Source organism: Lysobacter sp. F60174L2, assembly GCF_052547135.1.
In genome coordinates this window covers 345367-363462 of the sequence record NZ_JBQWRA010000001.1, presented here as the reverse complement: position 1 = coordinate 363462, position 18096 = coordinate 345367, and the positions used below count along the sequence as shown (strand labels likewise).

18 protein-coding genes are annotated in these 18096 nt (G+C 68.4%); 4 read left to right on the top strand and 14 right to left on the bottom strand.

The window, feature by feature from the left end:
* Nucleotides 1-37: 37 nt before the first annotated feature.
* The 4 genes from ACT9AS_RS01630 to ACT9AS_RS01615 all read right to left on the bottom strand — a co-directional run bounded on the left by ACT9AS_RS01630 (nt 38) and on the right by ACT9AS_RS01615 (nt 5508).
* Nucleotides 38-2164 carry a TonB-dependent receptor domain-containing protein gene (locus ACT9AS_RS01630; RefSeq protein WP_445098377.1) on the bottom strand — a complete coding sequence of 709 codons (2127 nt, stop codon included), beginning with the start codon at nt 2162-2164 and terminating at the stop codon, nt 38-40.
* A 66-nt stretch (nt 2165-2230) separates the two neighbouring features.
* A complete protein-coding gene (locus ACT9AS_RS01625; RefSeq protein ID WP_445098376.1) occupies nt 2231-2686 on the bottom strand; it encodes a DUF2946 family protein in 456 nt (151 codons plus the stop codon).
* A gap of 35 nt (nt 2687-2721) precedes the next feature.
* The gene (locus tag ACT9AS_RS01620) at nt 2722-4353 is read right to left on the bottom strand and encodes an ATP-binding cassette domain-containing protein (RefSeq protein ID WP_445098375.1); all 1632 of its coding nucleotides are present in this window, start codon (nt 4351-4353) and stop codon (nt 2722-2724) included.
* Nucleotides 4354-4572: 219 nt separating this feature from the next.
* Entirely contained in the window at nt 4573-5508 is a 936-nt protein-coding gene (locus tag ACT9AS_RS01615; protein ID WP_445098374.1) for an FAD-dependent oxidoreductase, read from the bottom strand.
* A 110-nt stretch (nt 5509-5618) separates the two neighbouring features.
* On the opposite strand from ACT9AS_RS01615, the gene ACT9AS_RS01610 reads away from it, so the two are divergent.
* From ACT9AS_RS01610 to ACT9AS_RS01600, 3 genes are all read left to right on the top strand, one after another.
* Nucleotides 5619-6068 (top strand): Rrf2 family transcriptional regulator, encoded by a 450-nt coding sequence (locus ACT9AS_RS01610; protein ID WP_445098373.1) that lies wholly within the window; start codon nt 5619-5621, stop codon nt 6066-6068.
* Nucleotides 6069-6154: 86 nt separating this feature from the next.
* Complete coding sequence (locus tag ACT9AS_RS01605) at nt 6155-6784, top strand: TetR family transcriptional regulator (protein ID WP_445098372.1); 630 nt, start codon at nt 6155-6157, stop codon at nt 6782-6784.
* Nucleotides 6781-8010, top strand: coding sequence for a nucleotide disphospho-sugar-binding domain-containing protein (locus ACT9AS_RS01600; protein ID WP_445098371.1), 1230 nt, complete (start codon nt 6781-6783; stop codon nt 8008-8010). The genes ACT9AS_RS01605 and ACT9AS_RS01600 overlap by 4 nt, the downstream gene beginning before the upstream one ends.
* 21 nt (nt 8011-8031) lie before the next feature.
* On the opposite strand, the gene ACT9AS_RS01595 is transcribed toward ACT9AS_RS01600, so the two are convergent.
* The 6 genes from ACT9AS_RS01595 to ACT9AS_RS01570 all read right to left on the bottom strand — a co-directional run bounded on the left by ACT9AS_RS01595 (nt 8032) and on the right by ACT9AS_RS01570 (nt 13440).
* Complete coding sequence (locus tag ACT9AS_RS01595) at nt 8032-8169, bottom strand: hypothetical protein (protein WP_445098370.1); 138 nt, start codon at nt 8167-8169, stop codon at nt 8032-8034.
* Nucleotides 8170-8245: 76 nt separating this feature from the next.
* Nucleotides 8246-8746, bottom strand: coding sequence for a GNAT family N-acetyltransferase (locus ACT9AS_RS01590; RefSeq protein ID WP_445098369.1), 501 nt, complete (start codon nt 8744-8746; stop codon nt 8246-8248).
* Nucleotides 8743-10167 carry a glycoside hydrolase family 47 protein gene (locus ACT9AS_RS01585; RefSeq protein WP_445098368.1) on the bottom strand — a complete coding sequence of 475 codons (1425 nt, stop codon included), beginning with the start codon at nt 10165-10167 and terminating at the stop codon, nt 8743-8745. Before ACT9AS_RS01585 ends, ACT9AS_RS01590 begins: the two co-directional genes overlap by 4 nt.
* Complete coding sequence (locus tag ACT9AS_RS01580; RefSeq protein ID WP_445098367.1) at nt 10164-11399, bottom strand: AGE family epimerase/isomerase; 1236 nt, start codon at nt 11397-11399, stop codon at nt 10164-10166. The genes ACT9AS_RS01585 and ACT9AS_RS01580 overlap by 4 nt, the downstream gene beginning before the upstream one ends.
* Nucleotides 11396-12406, bottom strand: a complete 1011-nt coding sequence (locus ACT9AS_RS01575; protein ID WP_445098366.1) for a PfkB family carbohydrate kinase — start codon at nt 12404-12406, stop codon at nt 11396-11398. Before ACT9AS_RS01575 ends, ACT9AS_RS01580 begins: the two co-directional genes overlap by 4 nt.
* Nucleotides 12403-13440 carry a substrate-binding domain-containing protein gene (locus ACT9AS_RS01570; protein WP_445098365.1) on the bottom strand — a complete coding sequence of 346 codons (1038 nt, stop codon included), beginning with the start codon at nt 13438-13440 and terminating at the stop codon, nt 12403-12405. The genes ACT9AS_RS01575 and ACT9AS_RS01570 overlap by 4 nt, the downstream gene beginning before the upstream one ends.
* 171 nt (nt 13441-13611) lie before the next feature.
* Between ACT9AS_RS01570 and ACT9AS_RS01565 the strand changes: the two genes are divergently transcribed.
* Complete coding sequence (locus ACT9AS_RS01565; RefSeq protein WP_445098364.1) at nt 13612-15981, top strand: GH92 family glycosyl hydrolase; 2370 nt, start codon at nt 13612-13614, stop codon at nt 15979-15981.
* Between the two features lie 33 nt (nt 15982-16014).
* On the opposite strand, the gene ACT9AS_RS01560 is transcribed toward ACT9AS_RS01565, so the two are convergent.
* The 4 genes from ACT9AS_RS01560 to ACT9AS_RS01545 form a co-directional block, all read right to left on the bottom strand.
* On the bottom strand, nt 16015-16488 hold the full coding sequence (locus tag ACT9AS_RS01560) for a hypothetical protein (protein ID WP_445098363.1): 474 nt from the start codon (nt 16486-16488) through the stop codon (nt 16015-16017).
* A gap of 121 nt (nt 16489-16609) precedes the next feature.
* Nucleotides 16610-17113: a hypothetical protein gene (locus tag ACT9AS_RS01555; RefSeq protein ID WP_445098362.1), complete on the bottom strand. Its 504-nt coding sequence runs from the start codon at nt 17111-17113 to the stop codon at nt 16610-16612.
* 50 nt (nt 17114-17163) lie between these two features.
* Complete coding sequence (locus ACT9AS_RS01550; protein WP_445098361.1) at nt 17164-17541, bottom strand: VOC family protein; 378 nt, start codon at nt 17539-17541, stop codon at nt 17164-17166.
* Nucleotides 17542-17602: 61 nt separating this feature from the next.
* Nucleotides 17603-18043, bottom strand: a complete 441-nt coding sequence (locus ACT9AS_RS01545) for a heme-binding protein (RefSeq protein WP_445098360.1) — start codon at nt 18041-18043, stop codon at nt 17603-17605.
* Nucleotides 18044-18096: the final 53 nt, after the last annotated feature.

The window sequence follows — 18096 nt, the reverse complement described above, 5'->3', positions numbered from 1 at the left end:
CGGTTGCCGGTTGATCCGCGCCCGGGATGAGGCGTCGTTAAAACCGCAACCTCATGCCGACGTAGACCGAACGCGGCTCGCCGGCCTGCAGGATGGCGTCGTCCAGGGTCGCGCGATCGCGCACGCTGAACGTGCCGACGTAGGTTTCGTCGAGCAGGTTCCTCGCCTCGGCAAACACCTCCCAGCGTTCGCCTTGGATCCCCGTGCGCAGGCCGACGAGGTGGTACGAATCGACGCGGTAGCTGTTGGCGAAGTCGGCATGACGCGCGCCGACCAGGTCGAACGTCGGGCCGACGAAGAAACCATTGTCGTTGCGGTACATCACCTCGCCGCGCACCGCGTACTCCGGCGCGGCCGGCAAGTCGTTGTCGCCGTAGACAGGATCGTCGTCGAAGGCAAACGCGTTGTACGTGGCGCTGAGCAATGGCTGGATGCGGTGCCTGCCGTCGCCTAGCGGGAAGCTGGCGCCCAACAGCGCTTCGAGGCCGGCGTGCACCGTGCGCTCGACATTGGTCGACAGGCTGGTGCCGGGCGCGTCCGGATCCTCGACCGACAGGATCTCGTCGTCGATCCGCGCGTAGTACACCGACAGGTCCCAGCGCCAGCCCGGCGCGTCGGCTGATGCGACGGCGTTGCCGCGCACGCCGGCCTCGACCACCGTGCCGTGCATCGCGTCGAGCGTGCGGCTGTCGCCGCGCACGTCGTCCTCCAGCTCGAAGGTGGTGGGCGCCTCGTACAGCCGGCTGACGCTGGCGAAGGCCTCGCCCGCGGTGCCCAGCGCGCGGATCAGCCCGACGCGCGGGTTGAACGCGCGGTAGTCCCGGCGCGGGTTGCGCGCGCTGCCGCTGGCGAGGTCGACGCTGCGCACGTCGCGGCCGGTGAGCACGCCCTGCGCGCCGTAGACCAGCGTCCAGTCGCGGACAAAATTCCACCGGTCGACGATGAACAGCTCGACGCTGTCGGAGCGGTTGTCGATGATCCCGGTCTGGCCGTTGCGGCGGCCGCCGGCGTTGCGGTAGTTGCCGCCCTGCTCATGCGTGTCGGCGAGGTTGAGGCCCGCGAGCACGTCGTGGTCGCCCGACCGCAGGTTGTAGCGGACCATGCCGCCGTAGGTACGCTGGTCGGTGTTCTTCAGCAGGCTGAAGACCTCCGTCGGCGGGTTGGGGCCGGGGCCGTCGAAGTCGACCAGCACCCGGTCGACGATCGGGTGGTACAGCGACTGTTCCTCGTAGGACAGGCCGAATTCGAGGCGGCTGCGCGGGTCGACATTCCACGTGCCCTTGGCTGCCAGGCGGCTGGTCTCGACGTTCAACTGATAGTTGCCGGTGATGGCCGACGGGTCGGCCTGCATCGGGTCCTGCTCGAACTGCGCGCGCGTCAACGCACCGGCCAGTTGCTCGTCGTTGTCGACGTGGGTGGCGAACACCCGCGCATCGAAATCCTCCGACAGCCGCCAGCCCGCGTTGGCATACACGCCGATGCGATCCTGCCGGCTGTGCTCGCGGTAGCCGTCGCGGCTCTTGGCCTCCAGCGTGACCAGGCCGTCGGCGTTCCCCGCAACCCCGCCGGCTGTCAGGCGGCTACTGATGAGGCCGTCGCTTCCGGCGTTGAAGAACGCCTGCAACGGCGGGCTGTTGCGGGCAGTCGCGGAGATCGAGTCGATGGCGCCGCCCAGGGTGCTCGCGCCGTAGGTCAGGGCATTGGCCCCGCGGGCGACGACGATGCGATGGGCCGCCATCGGGTCGAGGAAGCGGTTGTGGTTGTTGCCGTCGGCGGTGCTGACCGGCAGGCCATCCTGGAACAGCTTGATGCCGTTGCTGTCGTAGTTGGTCGCGTCGAGGTTGGAGCCGCGGCTGGAGATGAAGATGGCATCGCCGCCGGTGCCGCTCTCGGTGAACACGCCGGGCACGTAGCGCAGCGAGTCGGCCAGGTTGGTGACGGTGCGCTCGTAGAACGCCTCGGCCTCGACGACGCTGACCGCGCCGGGGGTTTTCGCGCGCTCGGCCTGGACGTCGTCGGGTCGCGTGGACTGGACCTGGACCGGGTCGAGGGTGATGGGGTCCTGCAGTTCCGCCGCGAAGGTGGCGGACAGGGGGATGCACGCCGTGGCGACGGCCACGGCCAGACGCGACGCACGCGGCATCGCGATCGGGAAGATCGACATTGGTAGAACTCCGAAAGCGGGGTGCGCGCGGAGCTCGTGGCCCCACGCGAGAGTCGGTACTGGCTTTCAGAGCAGGGGCGGTGGACCGCGGGAACCCAGCGCGGGAACCGGCGCCGGCCGCGGCGGATTGGCCGCAGTGCGTACCGACCAAGGCGCCAGCGGTGCCGGAGCCAGATCGAGCCGCGGCACGGTGAATGCGACCAGCCCGGATGCCAGCGGGCAGTAGGCACAGTCGTGGCCGGCGTGCCCGTCATGCGGTGACGGCTTGTCCGCGGGTTCAGCCGCTTCGGTATCCGCCGATGCCATCGCCTGCATGTGGTGTGCATGCTCGGCGGGCGACATTCCTTCCATGCCGGCCATCGCCGGGGCCGCATCGTGCGTGGCTCCATGCGGCATCCCGTGCGTTTCGCCGGGCAGCATGAAACCGCCGCCGAACTGGCGCCCGACCGTCGGCATCACCACGATCAGCAGCGTCGCCACCAGGGCGAGACAGGCAAGGAAACGGGAGCAGCGGCTGGACACCGGCGGATTCTCTCACGGCGCTTCGATGCCGGCGCTCAGCCGGCGTTGTTCGCCGCGTCCCGCAAAGCGCCGCCGTCCAGCCGTAACCATCGCCCCACGTCGATCGCTTCGAGGAACCGCTCGTCGTGGCTCACGACGACCAGCGCACCTTCGAACGCCCTTACCGCGCTCTCCAGCTGACCGACGCTGGCGAGGTCGAGATTGTTGGTCGGTTCGTCCAGCAGCAGCAATCGCGGGGCGGGTTCGGCATGGAGGATGCAAGCCAGGGTTGCGCGCAGGCGCTCGCCGCCGGACAGGGCGCCGACCGGCAGGTGCATGCGATCGCCGCGGAACAGGAAGCGGGCAAGCAGGTTCATCCGCTCCGCCGCCGGCATGTCCGGTGCGGCGGCGGCGAAATTCCCGGCCACGGTGCGATCGGGATCGAGCAGGTCGAGGCGCTGCGACAACGTGGCGATGCGGCCGTCGGCGCGCTTCACTTCGCCGGTGTCCGGCACCAGCGCACCGCTGACCAGGCGCAGCAAAGTGGTCTTGCCGGCGCCGTTGGGACCGGTCAGGGCGATGCGTTCGGGGCCGCGGATCGCCAGATCGATGCCGCCGTCGGCGAACAGCGCACGGCCATCACGGCAGACCTGCATCCCTTCGCCGGTGAAGACCATGCGCGTGGCCGGCACGCGGGTGGCCGGCAGGTCCAGCACCAGCGTGTCGTCGTCGCGCACGGCGCGGGCAGCCTGGTCGAGCCGACCGCGGGCGTCGCCGACGCGAGCGGCGTGTGTCTCGTCGGAACGCCCGGCCAACTCCTGCGCACTGCGTTTGCGGTTGCCGGCGACGATCTTCGGCAGGCCGGCGCTGTCGATGTTGCGGGCGGCGTTGTTGTTGCGACGCTCGGTGCGTTCGCGGGCCTGCTGCATCTCGCGCTTCTCGCGTTTCAGCTGCTGCGCGGCATTGCGGAGATTGCGCTCGGCGGTTTCCTGTTCGGCGCGTATCGCCTCTTCGTAAGCGCTGAAGTTGCCGCCGTACAGCCGCAGCTCGCCGCGGTGGAGTTCGGCGATGCGGTTCATGCGGTCGAGCAGCGCGCGGTCGTGGCTGACCAGCAGCAGGCAGCCGCTCCAGTCGTCGAGCACGTCGTACAACTTGCGGCGCGCGTCGAGATCGAGGTTGTTGGTCGGCTCGTCGAGCAGCAGCACGTCGGGCCGCTTCAGCAATTGCGCGGCGAGGCCGAGCGAGACCACTTCGCCGCCACTCAGGGTGTGGAGGTGCCGGTCGAGCGCGATGCCCAGACCCAGCCGGTGAAGCTGGGCGCGGGTGCGCTCCTCGATGTCCCAGTCGTCGCCGATGGCCGAGTACACCGCCTCGTCGGCATCACCCGCAGCCAGTGCCTGCAATGCATCGAGCACCGGCGCGATGCCGAGCACCTCGGCCACGTTCAGTTCGCCGGTGAACGGCAGGTCCTGCGGCAGGTAGCCGACCTGGCCCTGGACGTTGACGGCGCCGGCAGCAGGATGGAATTCGCCGGCGACCAACCGAAGCAGCGTGGTCTTGCCGGCGCCATTGGGTGCGACCAGTCCGGTGCGACCGCTGCCGATGCCGAACGACAGGTCGCGGAACACCGGCGTGCCATCGGGCCAGGCGAAGGAAAGGTCGGTGCATCGAATGAACGGTTCGGACATGTTGGCTCCCTGGAAGGAATCTGTAACGACGATGCGACCCATGGCGGCGCTTGCGCGCGGCCGGTGGTCGATGACTGCCGGCTATCCGGCGATGTCGTCGTTGTTCACATGTCTGGCGTCGTTCCTCGTTGATGGGCCTGGCGATTCTAGCGATACCGGCCTGTCCGGCAGTGGAACACGGTGCGGTTCACGGCAGCTGGCCGTGCCACCGGTACTCCGTCAGTCGCCGGCGAGCCGCCGCCGGGCTTCCTCCATCAACGCGCGGTGCGCTGCCAGGCCCGCCATCTGCCCGGCGGCGAGCGCCATCGGTGCGCTCTGCATCGGCGCGGCGAGGTCGCCCGCGGCGAACACGCCGGGCACGCTAGTTTGTTTCATGCCGTCGACCTTCACGAACGGTCCCAGCGGCCCGCTGTCGAGTTCGCAGCCCAGTTGTATCGCGAGGTCGCTGGTGAGCTCCTGCGCGGGCGCGAGGAACATGGCCCCGAGCGCCACCGTGCGGCCGTCCTCCAGCAGCACGCGCTCCATCGTGCGCGCCGCGCCTTCGACCGCCAGCACCGGCGTCGTTTCGATGGTGATGCCGAGTGCCTGCATCTGCCGCCACTCGCCGTCGTCGGGCGCGAACCGTCCCTGGGTGAAGTAGGTGGTCGGTCCCCACTCCGAGATCAGCAGCGCCTGGTGCGTGCTCATCGCGCAGGTGCCGAGTACGCCGAGCGCCCGGTCCGCCACTTCGAAACCGTGGCAGTAGGGGCAATGCAGGATCGTGCTGCCCCAGCGTTCGCGAACGCCGCGGATGTCGGGCAGCAGGTCGGTGACGCCGGTGGCGAGCACGAGCTTGCTGGCTTCGACCCGCTCGCCGTCATCGAGCGTAACGGCGAAGTGGCCGTCGTGGCCGCTGGCGCCGGTCGCCGTACCCACCTTCAGCATGACCGTCGGGTACGCCATGAGTTGCGCGACGGCGTTGCCGAGCAGCACCTGCGGCGGGGTGCCATCGTGGCCAATCACGCCGTGCGCCTCGGCGGCGAAGCGGTTGCGCGGCTTGCCGGCGTCGACCAGCAGCACGCGCTTGCGGGCGCGGGCGAGCATCAACGCGGCGGACAGGCCAGCGAAGCTGCCGCCGACCACGATCGCGTCATGCCGTACGGGTGTCGTTTCCATCTGCGGACCTATATGTATCATCGGAAGTTTCAATATAGACCGGGCCCGGCCTATTCGCAACATCTAATGTTATGATTTGTCTCCAAGCCCCGCCCAGCAAGGTGATCCCATTGAGAACCGACAGCCGCCTGTCCCGGATGCTGCACGTGCTGGTCCACATGGATCGCCACGAACAGCGCGCGACCTCCGAGTCGATCGGCCGCATGCTGGAAACCAATGCGGCGGTGGTCCGACGCACCTTGGCGGGCCTGCGCGAGCAGGGCATCGTCAAAGCCGAACGTGGGCCCGGCGGTGGTTGGGCGCTGGCACGCGCGCTGTCGGAGATCACCCTGCTGGACGTCTACCAGGCCTCGGGCACGACCACGCTGTTCACCATCGGCGTGGCCGACCGGACACCGGACTGCCTGGTCGAGCAATCGGTGAACATGCGGCTGGAGTCGACGCTCGGCGAGGCCGAAGCGGCGATCCTCGCGCGCTTCGCAGCGATCAGGCTGTCGGACATCGCCGCGGACTTCGACCAGCGCCTGCGCGCCGGCGGCGGCTGGACGCACGACCTGTGACCCGTGCCAATCATCGGAGCGAGGCCAGGATTTGACCTGAAATATACGTCGTATAAAATCATACGACGTACATTTTTGGTCTTCCCATGACGCCTCCCACCCGGCGCGACCGCAAGCGCCAGCAGGCGCTCGACCATATCGCCCGCACCGGCTACGCGCTGTTCCAGGCCTACGGCTTCGATGCCGTCACGATGGAACAGATCGCCGCCGAGGCGGATATCGCCAAGGGCACGCTGTACAAGTATTTCCCGGTCAAGGAAGCGGTGCTGTCGCACTGGATCCACGCCGAACTGGCACAGGACCTGGCGCCGTTGTTGGCCAGCGCCGCCACGGCCGGCAGCTTCGCCGCGCGCGTGGCGACGGTGCTGCAGGCGTCGGTCGCATGGTGCGAGGCGCATCGCGGCTACCTCGCCCCGTACCTGCGCTACCGCCTCACCGGCGTCGGCCAGCCGCAGCCCGGCAATCACGACGAGCCATCGGCCGACCTCGCCCAGGCGTTCGCCGCACTGATCGCGCGCGGCCAGGCCGACGGCGAGTTGCGCCATGACCTCTCGACCGCGCAGCTGGCGCTGTACCTGCACTTCCTCTACCTGTCGGCGCTGCTGCGCTGGCTCGACCACGCACGGCTGTCGCTGACGGACGAGTTCGGCGACATCGTGACGTTCTTCCTGCAGGGCGCCGCTGCCCGCGACCCGCGCCGGGCCGGTGCCGCATGAAGTTCGCGCTGCTGGGCTACGGCACCGAGGGCGACACCCGTCCGCTGGCCTTCCTCGCCCGCGCATTGATCGATGCCGGCCACGAGGCGATCCAGTTGGCCGACGCCTCGACCCTCGGCACGGCGAAGGCGCTCGGCGTACCGGCGGTGCCGCTGGCCGGCGACATCCGCGGCACGCTGGACCCGCAGCAGGCGATCTCCGGGGTACTGAAAGAAGGCGCAGGCGTCACCCGCACCACCCGGGCACTGGCGAACATCGCCAATGCCAACGCGACTTCGTGGCTGAGGACCACGGTCGGGGCCGCGCGCGGTTGCGATGCGCTGATCGTCAGCGGGCTGGCGGCGTTCGTCGGCTTCTCCGCCGCCGAGTTCCTGCGCATCCCCGCGATCGGCGCCGGGATGATCCCGATCACGCCGACGCGCGAGTTCCCCTCGCCGTTCCTGCCGACGCAGCGCCTGCCCAGCTTCCTCAACCGCGCCAGCCAGTCGCTGGTCAACCAGTTGCTGTGGCGCGCCTTCCGCGCCGAAACCAACCGCGCCCGCGCCGCCGTCTGCGACCTGCCGCCACGGCACCGGCTGTGGCAGGGCCATCCGATGCTCTACGGCATCTCGCCGAGCCTGTGCCCGACGCCCGCGGACTGGCCCGACAACGCGCTGATGTGCGGGCAGTGGACCCGGCCGGTCGAACACTGGACAGCACCTGCGGCGTTGCAGGCCTTCCTCGACGCCGGGGAAGCGCCGCTCCACATCGGCTTCGGCAGCATGCTCGGCTTCGACAACGCGGCGCTGCGCCGGACCATCGTCGATGCCGTCGGTGACCGTCGCACCGTGTTCCAGCCCGGCTGGAGCGGCATCGACACCAGCGCGCTGCCGGCCAATATCCACGTCATCGGCGACACCCCGCACGGCTGGCTATTTCCGCGCGTGGGCGTCGTCGTCCACCACGGCGGCTCCGGCACCAGCCATTCGGCGACGCGCGCGGGGGTGCCGTCGGTGGTGGTGCCGTTTGCCGGCGACCAGTTCTTCTGGGCCGACCGGCTGCGACGCGCGGGCGTCTCGCCAACGCGGCTGGACGGCCGTTCGCTCGACGCGGCCAGCCTCGCTGAGGCGATCGACGCCGCCGCGCAGCCGGAAATCAGGGGCCGGGCGGAAACCCTCGGCCGGCGCATGCGCGCCGAAGACGGACTGGCGACCGCGGTGACGCGGATCGAAGCGCTGATGCGCTGACTTCCCGAACCCCGGGCGCGCCTAGCGGTGCGCCCACCAGCCTCGGACCCCGTGCACGCAGCCCCGCGCCAGGCGCCAGAGCAGGTACACGCCCGCCACCACGACCGATGCGGCGAACAGCAGCAGCGGTTGGGAGCCGAGCATCGAGTCGAGGATCATCGCGTCACTCCGCGGTGGCCGATGCCTCCAAGATACCCAATTGCGGGCCGCGGCGCGAAATTCGGACGCAGGACGTTCAGGCCGTGCCCTGCGATTCCAGGTGGAGCTTCATGCCCTCGTGCGAGGCCTTGAAACCCAGCCGCTCGTAGAACCGGATCGCGTCCGGGCGGGCCTTGTCGGAGGTCAGCTGCACCAGGTGGCAGCCGCTGCGGCGGGCGCGCTCGATCGCCCACAGGAACAGTTGCCGGCCGATGCCGCTGGAACGCAATGCGGACGCGACGCGGACGCCTTCGATCTGCCAGCGCCAGCCACCCTGGTAGGTGATGTGCGGGATCCGGGTGAGCTGCAGCACGCCGGCGACCGGGTGCTCCGGGGTGTCGACCACCACCAGCTCGTTGTTGGGGTCGCGGTCGATCGCGGCGAACGTGTCCTCGTACGACCGCGGCAGCGGCAGCACGTGGTTCTCGCGCTCGGCGCCGAGCGGGTCGTTGGCCAGCAGCGCGACGATCGCGGGGAGGTCGTCGCGGGTGGCGGCGCGGAACGTCAGGGCGGGATCGGTCGAGGGCAGATCGCTCATTGCACCTTCCGCGTGCCCGCGTCGTTCCAGGTCGGCCGGATCGGATGCGCCTCGGTGTTCATCACCACCTCGGCCGGGTCCAGCACCTGCGGCGGCGCGAACAGCAGGTAGAAGTACTTGAAGGTCTCGGCCAGCACGAAACTTTCCATGTCGTCGGCCTTCTCCTTGGTGACGACGCTCTTCAGCGCCGCGTAGCCGGTGTCGCTGCGGGTGTGTTCGACAAAGTCATCGAACAACTGCCGGCCCATCACCCGGTATTCGTTGTCGCCGGTGAGGCGGTGCAGGTACCAGGTCGACTCGACGATTTCCGGGCGCAGCGGATAGCTGGCGGCGGTGACCGTGCGGGTGCGGTAGTCGAATGCCTCGGGCTCGATGCCGTGCACGTTCCACATGTCGAACGACGAGGCCTGCAGCCGGCGCGCACGTTCGATATCTCCGGAGAAAGCCAGCAGACCGGGGAAGAACGCGTCGAGTGCACCGTACTGGCTGGCGACGCGGGAGCCGTCGTGCATGTCGACGTGGCCGTACCACAGTGCGCCGTCGACCTCCTCCGGGTAGTAACGGTTGGCGGCGGCGATGGCGTCGTCCCACATCGCCTTGCAGTCGGCGTCGCCGAACAGGCGCCAGCACTTGTAGAGATACTCGTAGTACGAATCGATGCGGGCGCCGACGTGGCTGCGGGTGTTGGTCCACTCGCCGGTGGTGACGTCGAAGCGCTCGCCGACCAGGCCGATGTCGGAGCGCATCTCGTAGGTCGCGACCAGCGCGCGCTTGGCCTTGTCGAAGAACACCGGGTTGCCGGTGAGCTTGCTGAGGGTGCCGTACTCGATCAGCAGGGTGCCGGACTCGGCGGGGTTGCTCTCGTTGCCGTGGGCGGCGCCGGTGCGCAGGTTGACGTAGACGTACGGCAGCCCGGTCGGCGAGTCGAATGCCGGCAGCAGGCGGGTGCCGAGGTCTTCGGCCAGCGCGAGCAGGCGTTCGTCGCCGGTCAACTGGTAGCCCGACAGCAGGCCGCCGAGCAGGCGGATCACGATCTCGAAATGCTTGACGTCGGCATCGACATCGAACGACAGCTTCGTTGCGATCAGTTCGCGCGCGGCATCGGCTTCCTTGTCCAGGCCCATCAGGATCATGGTGTCGAGCGCGTCGACCGGGGTCATCAGCAGCGACTGGCCGTACCAGTCGCGCGGCGCCTTGCTCAGCGGCTTGAGCGCGTCGTGGCCCCAGGCGTACTGCTTGTAACCGTTCCAGGCGTGCAGGAATTCAGCCTTGACCTGTTCGGCGAGGCGCGCGGATTCGGCGTCGGTGATGACGGCTACCGCGTCGCTGGCTTCGGTCGCGGCCGGTGTGGCCTGCGGTTCGGCTGCAATGGCACCGGCCGGCAGCAACAGGGTGGCGAGCAGCAGCGCGTGCAGGGTCATGCGGGGTCTCCTTGCGCGGTGTCGCGCAGCAGTTGCAGCACGTCGTGGCACGCGCCCATGGTGTGGTAGTCGGTCTTGCCGGCGGGACTCTTGTCGTCGCCGTACTTGCGGTTGTCGCGGTCGAGGATGCGATACCAGGCGCCGTACTGGTGGTCGATGAAGTGCTGCCAGGCGTAGCCCCAGAGGCGGTCGTACCAGTCCCAGTAGCGGGTGTCGCCGGTCGCGGCCGCGAGCCGCGCGGCGGCGGCGATCGACTCGGCCTGGACCCAGAAATACTTGTCGTCGTCGCAGACGCTGCCGTCCGGGGCGAAGCCGTAGAACAGGCCGCCGTTGCGGTCGTCCCAGGCGCGCGCGACAGCGGTGTCGAACAGATGGCGCGCAGTCGGCACGAGCCAATCGTGAGCGTTGCCGCGCGCACGCAGGTGGCCGTCGAGCGTCAGCAGCAGCTTGGTCCACTCGGTCTGGTGGCCGGGCTGGAAACCCCACGGGCGGAACAGGTGTTTGGGATCGTCGCGGTTGTAGTCCCAGTCGACATTCCAGTCGCGGTCGTAATGCTCCCAGACCAGCCCGTCAGCCTTGGCCGCCTGGCGCCGGGTCATGTGGTCGGCGAGCAGCAGCGCACGGTCGAGGTAGCGATCGTCGTGACCGGCTTCGTACGCCGCGATCATCGCCTCGCACATGTGCATGTTGGCGTTCTGGCCGCGGTAGTCGCTGTAGTTCCAGTCAGCGTCGGCTTCGTCGCGGTAGAGGCCGGCGTCCGCGTCCCAGGCGTGCGATTCCAGCAGCGCCCAGGTTTCGTCCAGCCACGGCGCGGCCTCGTCGATGCCGGCCTTCATTGCGGTCGCGTAGGCCAGCAACACGAACGCGAGGCCGTAGGTGTGGTTGGTCCGGTCCTCGGGCACGCCGTCGCGGATCGTCCACGCGTAACCGCCGCTGGCGGGATCGCGATGCACCTCGCGCAGGTAGCGCAGGCCGTGGCGCGCGGCCTCGACATCGCAGGGCATGCCGAACAGGCGCGCGGCCATCGCGTGGTTGAAGACGAAGCGGGTGCTGCTGACGAGGTGGCGGTGCGACGCGTCGTAGACGCTGCCGTCGTCGCGGAAGTAGTGGAAGAAGCCACCCGCCGGATCGAGCGCGTGCGGGTGGTAGAACGCCATCGTCCGCGCGATGTGGCTGCGCAGGAACCCGGGGCTGCGGAAGTCGGGCATCGGCGGGATCGGCGGATGGTTCATGCGGCGGCCTGCAGCAGTCGGTCGATATCGTCGGGGTCGGGCATCGCGGCGAACGCGCCGTTGCGGGTGGTCGCCAGCGCGCCGGCGGCGGCGGCGAAACGCAGCGCGTCGTCGAGCGCATTGCGGTAATCCAGGAACTCGGCGAACGTGGATGCGCGAACGTTGCGCGACACCAGTTGCTGCAGCAGCGCGCCGACAAAGGCATCGCCGGCCGCGGTGGTGTCTATCGCGGTCACCGGAATCGTCGCCGCGCTTCCGCGGTGCTTGCGGGTGAACCACCGGATCGGCGCTGCGCCATCGGTGACCACCACGCAACGCGTGCGCTGTCGCAGCAGCCGCGCGATCACGCCGTCCTCGCCACCCGAACCGGGTGCGAGGAATTCCAGCTCCTGCCGGCTCAGCTTCACCAGGTCGGCCTCGAACAATGCGCGCCAGCACTGCGCCTGCGGGTCGACCTCGGCCGGCCACAGCGACGGTCGCAGGTTGAGATCCATGCTGACCAGCGCGCCGGCGGCCCGGGCACGTGCCATCCCGGCCAGCGTGGTATCGGCGATCCGCGGTTCGGTCAGGCTGTTGGAGCAGACGTGGAACACCGCGGCGCGCTCGAAACACCGCTCGTCGAAATCGCCGTCGCGGAACCGCAGGTCGGCCGACGGCGGCCGGTAGAAACTGAAGCTGCGCTCGCCATCGGCATCGAGCGAGACGAAGGCCAGCGCGGTCTTGGCCTGGTCGGTGCGGCGCACGTAGGCGGTGTCGACGTTGGCGGCACGCAACTGCCCCAGCAGCATGTCGCCGAACATGTCCTCCCCGAGCATGCCGACGAAGCAGGCATGCCCGCCGAGCCGGGCCGCTGCGACCGCGACATTGGCCGGCGCGCCACCGGCGTATTCGACGAACTGGCGCGGCGCACCGGGCGACGCCGGCGGTTGCGCAAGCAGGTCGACCAGCGCCTCGCCGAAGCAGACGATGGCGTTGCGGTCGCGCGGCTTGCGCGGCGTAGTGCTCATGCCTGGACCTCCATGGCGAGGCCGCTGCTGTCACGCACCACCAGCCGTGCCGGGGCGACGGTGCGGGCGGGCGCGGCGTCGGGGTGTTGCAGCCGTTGCAGCACCAGCGCCGCGGCCTGGCGACCACGGGCGCGCGGGTCGGCGGCGATGGTTGTCAGCGGCGGCGCGCTGACCGCGGCCTCGGGGATGTCGTCGAAACCGACCACCGCGAAGTCCTCGCCGGCGCGGCGACCGCGCGCAGTCAGCCCGGCGACCAGGCCGAGCGCGACGGCGTCGTTGTAGCAGACCGCCGCGGTCGGCGCGGGATCGCGCACGAACAACGCGCCGACCTGTCGCGCCGCCTCCAGCCGGGTCGGCGCGGACTCGACCAGCCATTGCGGCTCGGGCGTGATGCCGGCCTGCGCCAGCGCCTCGCGGTAGCCGTCGCGGCGCTGGCGGCAGGAGCTGGAATCGCGGTGACCACCGTAGAACGCGATGCGCCGGTGGCCGAGTCCGATCAAGTGCTCGGTCGCCAGCCGCGCACCGTGGTGGTTGTCGAGTTCGAGGAAGTCCCAGCCGGCGTCGAGCTCGCGGTTGAACACCAGCACCGGCGTGCGCGGGCCGACCAGCGCGTGCAGGCGCGTCGCGTCGCTGCCCTCGGCCGGCGACAGAATGATCCCGGCGGGGTCGTGCTCCAGCAGCGAGGCGAGCACCGCCTGCTGGCGCTCGACCGACTCTCCGGTGCTGCCGAGCAGGGTCACATAACCGGCCTCGGCCAGCGCCTCGTCGACGCCGGACGCGAACTCGGCGAAGAACGGGTTGGACAGGTCGTTGATCACCAGCGCCACCGCCGACGACACGTTGCGCCGCAGGTTGGCCGCGCCGCGGTGGTAGACGTAGCCCTGCCGCTTGAGCTCGGCCTCGACCCGCGCGCGGGTGTCGGCATGGACCAGCGGGCTGCCGCGCAGGACCAGCGACACCGTCGCCCGCGACAGCTCGCAGGCCTTGGCGATGTCGGCGAGGGTGACGCGGCGGCGGGCAGGGGCGGCGGTCATGGTGGATTTCGGTTTCACGGATTTGGATCGATCCAATTCGGGGCATCCTGACGTTTCCGCCGGCACCGCGCATTTTGCACCGCAGCATGTGGCAGGCGCGGCGCGATGGTAGCGTCGCCGCCATTGGAACGATCCAAAAATCCGCCGAACCCGCCCCACCGGAGCCGCCGCATGCCCGTCCCGACCCTCCTCCCGCGCCGTCGCCGGTCCTGGCACCGGGCGTTCTCGCTGCTGTGCGCCTCGGTGATCGCCGGCTCCGCCATCGCCGGTCCGGCTGCGGACAAGAGCACCGGCTTCGACGCGGTCGACCCGTTCATCGGCACCGGCGGCGAGGGCCACACCTTCCCCGGCGCGGTGGTGCCGTTCGGGATGATCCAGCTCAGCCCGGATACCCGCATCCAGCCGCGCAAGGATGCCTACGACTGGGCCGCCGGCTACCGCTATGACGACAGCACGATCATCGGCTTCTCGCACACCCACTTTTCCGGCACCGGCCATTCCGACCTCGGCGACGTGCTGCTGATGCCGATCGCCGGCGAGGTTCAACTCGAACGCGGCGACGTCGACAAGCCCGGCAGCGGCTACCACTCGCGCTTCAAGCACGACGACGAAGTCGCCCAGCCCGGCTACTACGCGGTCACCCTCGACGACTACGGCATCCGCGCCGAGCTGACCGCGACCGAGCGCGTCGGCGTGCACCGCTACACCTTCCCCGCCGGCAAGCCCGCGCATGTGCTGGTCGACCTGCGCACCAGCATGTACGACTACCCCGGCAAGACCCTGTGGTCGCGCATGCGGCTGCGCGAGGACGGCACCGTCACCGGCGTCCGCGAGACCCGCGGCTGGGCGCCGGGCCGGCAGCTGTACTTCGCGATGCGTTTCTCGCAACCGGTCAGCGGCCACGCGCTGCACGACACCGAACAGGACATCGCCTACAAGGGCTTCCCGACGCCGGGCCACCAGGACCCACGCCAGCGCGCGCAGATCGAGGGGCGCGAGCTGGTCGGCACCTTCGATTTCGGCGACACCGAACAGCTGCTGGTGAAAGTCTCGATTTCCTCCGTCAGCGAGGACAACGCGATCGCCAACCTCGAGGCCGAGGTGCCGGGCTGGAACTTCGACCGCGTCCGCACCGCCGCGCGCGCCAGCTGGACCGAAGCGCTGTCGGCGATCGAGGTCGACGCCCCCGAAGACGACCGCACCGCCTTCTACACCGCGCTGTATCACACGCTGATGGCGCCCAGCCTGTTCATGGACAGCGACGGCCGCTACCGCGGACCCGACAACGCCGTGCACCAGGCCGAGGGCTTCCGCCACCATTCGACCTTCTCGTTGTGGGACACCTACCGCGCGCTGCACCCGCTGCTGACCCTGGTGCAGCCGGAGCAGCGCAACAGCGACTTCATCAACTCGATGCTCGCGCACCGCCGCCACAGCCCGTACGGGATCCTGCCGGTGTGGTCGTTCCACGGGCTGGAGACCTGGACCATGGTCGGCTACCACGCGGTGCCGGTGATCGCCGACGCCTACCTCAAGGGCATCCGCGGCTTCGACGCCGACGAGGCGTTGCAGGCGATGGTCGCCAGCGCCAGCTACGGCCCCTACGACGGCCTCGCCCAGTACATGGAGCTGGGCTACGTGCCGATCGACGAGGAAGGCGAGGCCGCCTCGAAGACGCTCGAATACGCGTTCGACGACTGGACCATCGCGCGCATGGCCGACGCGATGGGCCGCGACGACATCGCCGCGACCTTCGGCAAGCGCGCCGGCAACTGGCGCCACGCGTTCGACTCCGAAACGGGCTTCATGCGCGCGCGAAAACGCGACGGCGAATTCCGCACCCCGTTCGACCCGACCGCCAGCGGCTACGGCACCGACTACACCGAGGGCAACGCCTGGCAGTACTCGTGGTACGTGCCGCAGGACGTGGCGGGACTGATCGACTCGCTCGGCGGCGACGACGCGCTGGTGTCCAAGCTCGACCAGGTGTTCGACGCCGAGGTCGACCCCGGCCTGTTCGAGCACATGGAGGACATCACCGGCCTGATCGGCTGGTACGCCCACGGCAACGAACCCAGCCACCACGTCGCCTACCTGTACGCCTACGCCGGCCAGCCGTGGCGCACCCAGGAGCGGCTCAAGCAAATAGTTGAAAGCCAGTACGCACCGCGCCCGGACGGGCTGTCGGGCAACGACGACCTCGGCCAGATGTCGGCTTGGTACGTGTTCACCTCACTGGGCTTCTACCCGGTCGCGCCGGGCAGCAACCAGTACGTGATCGGCCGCCCGTTCCTGCCGCGCGCGGCGATGAACCTGCCCAACGGCAAGCGCTTCACCGTGGTCGCCGACGGCCTCGACGACGCGAACCCGTATGTCGGCGGCGTGCTGCTCAACGGCAAGCCGCTGCAGCGCAGCTACATCACCCACGAAGAGATCATGGCCGGCGGCGAATTGCGCTTCACGATGCGGGCGCAGGCGAACAAGGCGTGGGCGACCGGCGCGGATCAGCGGCCGTATTCGATGTCGGGGGCGAATCATTGATGCCAGCGGTTCCAACTCCTCCGCCATAAACGATCAATGCGGAAACAGCGGCTCCACGAATATGGCTTCGACATCGGTGACAAGGCCAGCAGAAGCACTGGCCCGGGCCGGACTTCGAGCATCAAACCTGCCAGTGATACGCACCCCATCGACGCCGTCACCGTCAGCCAGGGCCCGAATGTCGGCGGGTATCTGTTCTCCAGTTAGAAGTTCCACGCCGCTGGTACCGCGTGTCGCCATCCAGAAGCTGCGACCCGGAAACAGAACGTAGATCCCTGATTGCCGAATGAGAAATCCAGTCACGCGGATGTGCTTATCGTGATATTCCTCGGGGCGAGCAATCAACCGGACGATCGAAGACTCGCAGTACGCATCAGCCTTCGACGTGTTGTTATGAGACGGGTAGCAACTGCTCGAATATCTACCGTCATGGGTTCTGCCCTGGGCACCACCAACGGCGGGCGCCATCAAGAGCAAAGACCCGATAGTGACTGCGAGTTTTTTCATTACCCACCCTCTCGATATCCATAGGGGTAGCAAGCTGGCCAAAGGGCCTAGAGACGGTGCGCCGCCAACGGTACAGCTCACCCTGGCCGCTCCAACAAGCGCGGAGCAAACGGTCGGGCGACTATAGGTGAAGGGCGGCCACCGGACTTTCCCGGGCAAGAGGACAGTGGAGACTGCTGTTTGCATCACCATCCCACACCATCTGAACTCCATAGATCACGCCGTTCCTCGCGTCACCCACGAACCCTACGATCAAGGCCACTCCCGACTTGCAGAACTTGGCTGACCGGGTGACTCCGTCTACTTTCTTTACCGTGGAGCGCCCCCAACCCAGCGGAGGCATGACGGATTCATAGAAACGAATGACATGATCCATGGAACCTTCCGCGTACATGTTCCTCGAGTAACTGGTTAACACGGCCTTGTCGAATTTGCGGACGTCGCCCTCCGCTACCGCCCCCGGAAAAACGGGTAACGAATCGAACCCCTCGCGAAGAGTGCCGACGGCAACTTTATCCTTGTTTGCTCCTGCAACCAGAGTGGTTAACCCGTCCCTTCCGGCGATCACGGCAACAAGAAAAATCAAAGCCAGAAAACAATATCCGATCCTTGCATTGACACTCATCGCCCCACCCCCCAAGCAATCCTGCTACAGGACGCCCCTCGCAGTCCCGCTTATCCAGCAGGCGGTTCCCAGAGCTCGACCTTGTTGCCCTCGGGGTCGATCACCCAGCCGAACTTGCCCTGCTCCGACTCTTCCGTGCGCTCTTCCACGTTGCAGCCTTCCGCCCGGAGCGCGCCGAGCAACGCTTGCAGGTCGGCGACCCGGAAGTTGACCATGAAGCTGGCAGTACCCGGCTCCAGGTAGGTCGTGTCGCTCTTGAACGCGCTCCAGATGGTCATGCCTTCCTCGCTGCCGGGCCCGCCCCAGTTGAAAATGGCACCGCCCCAGTCGGACACATCCAGTCCAAGGTGATCCCGGTACCAGGTGCCGAGCGCTACCGGATCCCGGGACTTGAAGAAGATCCCGCCGATTCCCGTTACGCGTTTCATGTGTCGACTCTCCCGAACTCGCCGGCCGACCATTTGTCACGAATCGTGGCCGGCCCGGCCTTCATCCGCCCAGCCAATCCGCGCCCGCCTGGGCGATCTGGCCATCCTCGTTCGCCTGCACGCCGGAAACGCCGATGCCGCCGATCACCTTGCCGTCGTTGAGCAGCCGGACCCCGCCTTCGAGCGGCATGCTCTCCGGCAGGGACAGCACGACGTTGTTGCCCTTCTGCAGCAGCTGCTGATGGAAGCCCGTGTCGCGCTGGTAATTGGCGGCGTGGCGGGCCTTGGCGATCGCGATGTCGACGCTGGCGTTGCTGGTGTCGTCCATCCGCATGAAATGGAGCAGGCGGCCAGACTCGTCGACGATGGCGATCGACACGTTCCAGTTGTTGCGCACCGCTTCGGCTTCGGCCGCGGCGGTGATTTTCCTGGCGGCGTCGAGGCCGAGAACCAGCCGGCTGCGCAGGAGTTTGCCGGTCGGGGACGAGATGTTGTCTGTCATGGAATTCCTTGAAGCCACGTAGCAGATGCGGACCGCTGGCCCGATCGACCGTT